We start from the raw sequence: 6,000 nt of genomic DNA on the forward strand, positions 1-6,000 counted from the left end.
TAAAATGAATATCCGGTTATTTACCTAATTCAAAATATTGAGGGGCTTTGCCTCTTGAACCCCAATTCCTTTTTTGTCTTGATACAAAAAAGCCTGCCTGCCGGTAGGCGGGGAATCAAAAAAATTATTTCATGATTATTGCTACACTCAGCATTGCTCAAGCAAGCTTGACACTGCTTTCGCTAATCGCAATAATCCAAGGCTGTGACCGCTTCACTGTGCATCCACACGCTCATAAGCACCCAGATCCGGGCCTTTATCTTCCAATCGACTAACACCAAGGGCATCCTTTGGATACTGTCGTGCAATTTCCACATTCCCTATGTCCTGAGCAAAGGAGAGGGAATCTAACTGATAATTATATTTAGAAACATCAATAAAGGCAGGATCTTCATTTAATAAAACATCCTTAAAAGTGTGCGAATAAACTTCTATTTCACTCTCCCCAACCTTAAGCATGGAGTTAGAAAAATTTACATCAACCCAGTCTGCAAGATCCTGATCTGCCTTCACTTTAAAGTCAAGACGTATTTCATTCGAATTCCGTCCAACAATTATCGAATTAAAAAAATCGGCATTCAATTTTGGATTAACCAATTTATCATTATTGTCGGTAAAATAGTTGGAAATAACCACAGCCGGTGTACTGCGAAAGTCCCAATTGAAATAATTGGCTATTGTACAGTGGTAGAATTCATAATGGCCTCCAACAGTAAGTGCTACCGAAGCACTCCCACAATCAGCAAAAACAGAGTTAGAGGCCTCAATTCTGGAGTTCTGGGCAATGAGCCCCTGCGAAGAAATATGCTCAATTCTTACATTATTCAACTTCAAAGGTGGTTCATCATCCTTTACCCCAACGGAATCAACCACCAGTCCCATAGTACTGTTTTTGATGATTGCATTATTAAAGTGGTGTTCACTACTTCCGGGCATCAATTGAATATAACCCCATTGACCCGGTTTGTCTTCATACCATTCATCAAGCCTGTCACTTGAAAACATAACGGGATTGTCAATTTCACCATTTACCCGGATAGATCCAAACACAATTAAAAAGGCATCTTTATGAAAATGCAGTCTGGCCCCTGGATCGATGGTAAGTGTTTCTGCACTGTCCACTACCACCCAGTCATAAATTAAGTAAGGCTTTTCATTTGTAAAAGTAGTGGACGTCAAGTTTTCCTTCCTTAAAGGCACTACATTTTGTCCGTAGGCCAAAAGTTGGACCTTATGAATTTTATTTTTGGTATAAAAGAAGATGGAATCCGAAACGACAAAAGGGGTATTTTCCGAAGTAGGATTGACATTAACCTCAACAAAAACAAAAAGACTATCGTTTCCTCTCAAAGGAATATCCCTGATCATACTACCGGCTGTTCCATTTACGTTCATTATAAAATCTGAGTCATCACCTCCTACCAGTTCAATGGCTTCAATTACCACATCATCGGGAACAGGATTATAAACCCTCAGGTTTTTAGTGGTAGATCCCACAGAAGTAAAAACAGTATCAAATGCCAACGTATCAACACTAAATGAAAGGTCCTCGCTTTCACCACGGAACACGTATTCTCTCTCGCAACTCTCAAAAATCGCGAAAGCCAACAAACAAACTATGACACAAATCCGTGACGACATACAATTAAATCTCTAAATCAACAACTTACCCAAAATATTTATTCTTCCCTTTTCTACTAAAATCTAATGTGCAAAATAAGTAAGGATTCAGGAAAACGCAATGGTTTTTTTATTAAAGTCGAACTATTTTTTACAAATATTAACAATGAAATTCTACGATTGTTCTATATTTAAGTTTCAAAATCCATTATATCTTTGAAAAAAACTTTCAGAACCCTACATATCAATCGTTAACCCAACGAATCAACATGCAAGCCGATTTTGGCTGCTTGTTTCATAACATAAATTATACCAATGGCATCAGAACATAATTCAAATAATAATCTTGATAATTTTTTTTCCGGTAAACCTTATACATTCGACAGAGTGGTCCGCATGCTCATTGCAGGGCTCGTCATCGCAGGACTTATACTCTTCGTCAGATATTTAAGCAACGTATTGGTTCCCTTTTTTATTGCCGTATTACTGGCTTATTTAATCGATCCGTTAGTAAATTTTGTTCAAACCAAAATAAAAATCCGTCATCGGGGTATTTCAGTTATTTTGTCACTGCTTTTTCTTTCGCTTATTATCACGGTAGTCTTATGGTGGTTAATTCCCCAATTCATGGGTGAAATGAAAAAAATGGCCCAACTTGTAAAATCATACCTTCAAAACACCTCTTACCACGACATGCTTCCTGCCGGCATTGACGAATGGCTCAGGGACATGCTTGCCCGCCAGGATCTTCAAAAACTGCTTAACACTACAGACATAACCGAAACATTAAAAGACATTTCGCAACCATTACTAAAAGTTTTTTCCGGCTCTCTGAGTATTCTATTTGGCACATTAGGTTTATTGATTGTTTTACTCTATTTAATATTTATCCTGATTGACTATCCAAAGCTGGAATCTGACTGGCCCAAATTGATTCCCCAAAAGTTCCGGCCTCTGGCAAAGGAGATTGCAGAGGATCTGAAAATCTCCATGCGCATCTATTTTCGCAATCAATTCATGATTGCGATGACAGTTGGCATTCTTATGGCCACCGGCTTTAAGATCATAGACCTTCCTATGGGTATTACTCTGGGCCTTCTCATCGGGGTCCTGAATATAGTCCCCTACCTCCAGGTAATTGGCTTTCTGCCGGCCATTCTTCTGGCACTGCTTAAATCTATGGAAACCGGTGATAGTTTTTGGCAAATACTGTTGTCAGTCTTCATTGTTATTGCTATCGTTCAGGTTTTACAGGATACCGTATTGGTGCCCAGGATCATGGGAAAAGCATACAATATGAATCCCGCCATCATCCTGCTCTCACTCTCCATATGGGGTTCTGTTATGGGCCTTTTAGGCATGCTTTTGGCCCTGCCGTTAACCACACTTATCATCTCTTATTACCGGCGCCTGATCATCAAAGAACCTCTAAATTCAGGCCCGCTGGCGAGTAAAAAAAACCCTCCGCAGCAGGAGGGCACAAACCACTAGTAGTGCGTTCGCTAAATAGTGTTTCAAATATTTTGCTTTCATTTTTTCTTTCTGCAAGGCAAAACTTTAAAGCATAGCCATAGCTACGTTGCAAAATTTTAACGATGCAGGAAGGGAAAAGGGATGTGAAATATGAAATAGTATTTTGTGATCGCACTACTAGTGTCAAGTCAAATGTAGAATATCGGGTAAGCCGACGCTATTTATCACCTTGTGCAAATCAACAAAAAGTAAGCATAGCCGTAGCTACGTGAGTCATTTTTTTGAGAAGCACAAGGTCGAAAGACCAAGGCTTGGGCCGTCAGAATATGCTTGACTTGCCACTATGATTAAAATCTATAAAGTTGCTAATCGGCTTCCTTAACCCGCCCTATACCGGAAATATTTGTAAATACCTCAGCCGGGTTACCCTTATAGCTGACAGAGCAGGCTCCTGAAAGGTCTACGTTCAATTGTTCGGAAACATAAACTTTAGCTTTTCCCGCACCTGAGAGATCCAGGTCAAAATTCTCAGTTTTCAATTCATAGGCTGAGATCTTGCCAGCCCCGGGAATATCGAGCTTCACTGTTTTCACATTTCCTCTTAAATCCAAATCTGAAGCACCTGACAAATCTGCCTCAAGCATCTCACCTTCAAGTTCCATATCCATTTTAAAAGCACCTGCACTTTCAATTTTAAGGGTAGTAAATTTAAAGGGTTTATCAGAAACAAATTTTGCCGATACTCTCACCTCGATATTCTCAAGAGAGGGAGCCTTTATAATTAATTCGGGCGTATCATAATTATCCCAAAGCTTTTCCTCCAGCGTTACCACTTTCAAAACCCCATGCTTAACCTCTGTGATGATCAATCTGTTCAATTCTTCATCTGCAAATACTTCAAGCGAACAGGTGTCTGAATTCTCCAGTCTCACAACATAATTTCCCTCCAGCTCTATAGATGAAAAATTTTCAACCTGACGGGTTTCCGCTTCACCCCTATCCTTTTTATAAGAATTTCCATTATTCTCATAAACGCAACCTATCATCCCTATCGGGATAACAAGAATGGCTAATATTATAATACGACGTAACATGGTTTTTTCCTCCTTAATCATTTTTCAATAAAGCAACACAATTCAGGCCAAACACATCAAAAACCTGATAAACAATCCACTTAAAACACCTAACAGATTTTATTACCTCAAAGATACTGTGCGATAGTGTATTTGATCTGTTCGAAAACGAACAAAAAAAATACCGGGGTTAAAAAGAACCCCGGTAAGTCTGTTTTTTTAAAGCAATAGGAGAATCGTATCAGCTCAGGCGATCCAGTACTGACATGACCTCTTTTACGTGTTGGCGACTGTCTTCAAGAAGCGCTTTTTCATCCTCGTTAAGATCAAGTTCAATCACCTTCTCTACTCCGTTTTTACCCAGAATAACAGGAACACCAAGATAGCAATCATCAATACCATATTCACCTTCCAGTTTAACACAAACAGGGAATACACGTCTCTGATCTTTAACAATGGCCTCTACCATTTGAGCAGCAGCGGATCCGGGAGCATACCAGGCTGAGGTACCCATCAATTTAACCAATTCTCCGCCACCAAACTTAGTGCGTTCAATAATGGCATCCAGCTTATCTTTCGCAATCATTTCAGTAACAGGAATTCCACCAACTGTTGTGTAACGCGGAAGAGGCACCATAGTATCTCCATGACCGCCCATCAAAACAGCCTGAATATCCTTGGGTGACACATTTAATTCTTCAGCTAAAAAGGCACGGTACCGGGCAGTATCAAGAATACCAGCCATTCCGATAACCTTATTACGTGAATTTTTTGAAGAAATATGAGCCTGATAAGTCATCACATCCAAAGGATTGGATACAATAACAATGGTGGCATCTGGAGAATACTTAATAATCTGTTCGGTAACAGACTTTACGATACCGGCATTTGTTTCTATCAAGTCATCCCGGGTCATTCCAGGCTTGCGTGGCAGACCGGAAGTAATCACCACTACTTCAGAACCTGCAGTTTTGGAGTAGTCGTTGGTCACACCCGTAGTCTTGGTGTCGTAGAGATTAATGGGGGCTTTTTGCCATACATCAAGGGCTTTCCCTTCAGCAACCCCCTCTTTAATATCAACCAGGATTACTTCATTGGCAATCTCTCGATAAGCCAATACATCGGCACATGTAGCGCCCACATTTCCGGCGCCAACAACGGTAACTTTCATAAATAATACTTTTGAAATTTAATAACTTTCTCTATTTCTTAATTCAAAAAAACCACTTCGTGTATGCCCCTTGATTTTCATAGAGACCTCTGATCACGAGGGCTAAAAAAAGAACAACAACGTAATTTTTGTCCGGACAAAGATAGCCAAGCCCTGTTGATTGAAGAAAAATTTCTTCATTTTTTTGTGTTACTTTAAACTAAAACTCTTTAATAATCCCAAACAACAAACCGTCACCAAACTTCAAACAGAAGGTGGTGACGGTTTGTTCAGAATACATTTATTTTGGCTGTAGTTTGGTTTTGCGATGATATTAACAATTAGGTTCTTTCTGTAAATCACATACTTTGTGAATGACACAAATAGGGCTAATCCATCAAGTCCCTGATAAGCTTGCCTGCCGGGAGGCAGGGGGCGAACTTAAATAACCCCGGGGCAAATGTCCCGGGGTTAAACATGCTCCCGGCACCGGGTCCCTGAAAGGGCATAGCCGTCAGGCTTACAAAGCCTAAGTGCTTGATTTGAAGATTGGTAAACAGACGCAACTCACCCCTTTCGGGATGATAGTCGAATTTTCTTCATATATTTGCTGTGATTTATTTAACAATAAAAAGGCCGATCTTGATTGGTGAATCTTAAAGCGATCGGCCTTATTTTACACTG

The 6,000-nt window shown here is 39.9% G+C and carries 4 protein-coding genes; 1 reads left to right on the forward strand and 3 read right to left on the reverse strand.

Annotation, left to right across the window (positions count from 1 at the left end; all coding sequences use genetic code 11):
• Window positions 1-213: 213 nt before the first annotated feature.
• Window positions 214-1,641: a hypothetical protein gene (locus DDZ16_RS12725; RefSeq protein ID WP_109264852.1), complete on the reverse strand. Its 1,428-nt coding sequence runs from the start codon at window positions 1,639-1,641 to the stop codon at window positions 214-216.
• Between the two features lie 294 nt (window positions 1,642-1,935).
• Between DDZ16_RS12725 and DDZ16_RS12730 the strand changes: the two genes are divergently transcribed.
• Complete coding sequence (locus tag DDZ16_RS12730) at window positions 1,936-3,111, forward strand: AI-2E family transporter (protein ID WP_232526662.1); 1,176 nt, start codon at window positions 1,936-1,938, stop codon at window positions 3,109-3,111.
• 347 nt (window positions 3,112-3,458) lie between these two features.
• Here the strand turns inward: DDZ16_RS12730 and DDZ16_RS12735 are convergent, their stop codons facing one another.
• The gene (locus DDZ16_RS12735; protein WP_232526663.1) at window positions 3,459-4,208 is read right to left on the reverse strand and encodes a head GIN domain-containing protein; all 750 of its coding nucleotides are present in this window, start codon (window positions 4,206-4,208) and stop codon (window positions 3,459-3,461) included.
• Window positions 4,209-4,407: 199 nt separating this feature from the next.
• The gene (gene mdh / locus DDZ16_RS12740; protein WP_109264853.1) at window positions 4,408-5,337 is read right to left on the reverse strand and encodes a malate dehydrogenase; all 930 of its coding nucleotides are present in this window, start codon (window positions 5,335-5,337) and stop codon (window positions 4,408-4,410) included.
• Window positions 5,338-6,000 lie beyond the last annotated feature (663 nt).

The organism is Marinilabilia rubra (genome assembly GCF_003121985.1).
Lineage (GTDB): Bacteria > Bacteroidota > Bacteroidia > Bacteroidales > Marinilabiliaceae > Marinilabilia > Marinilabilia rubra.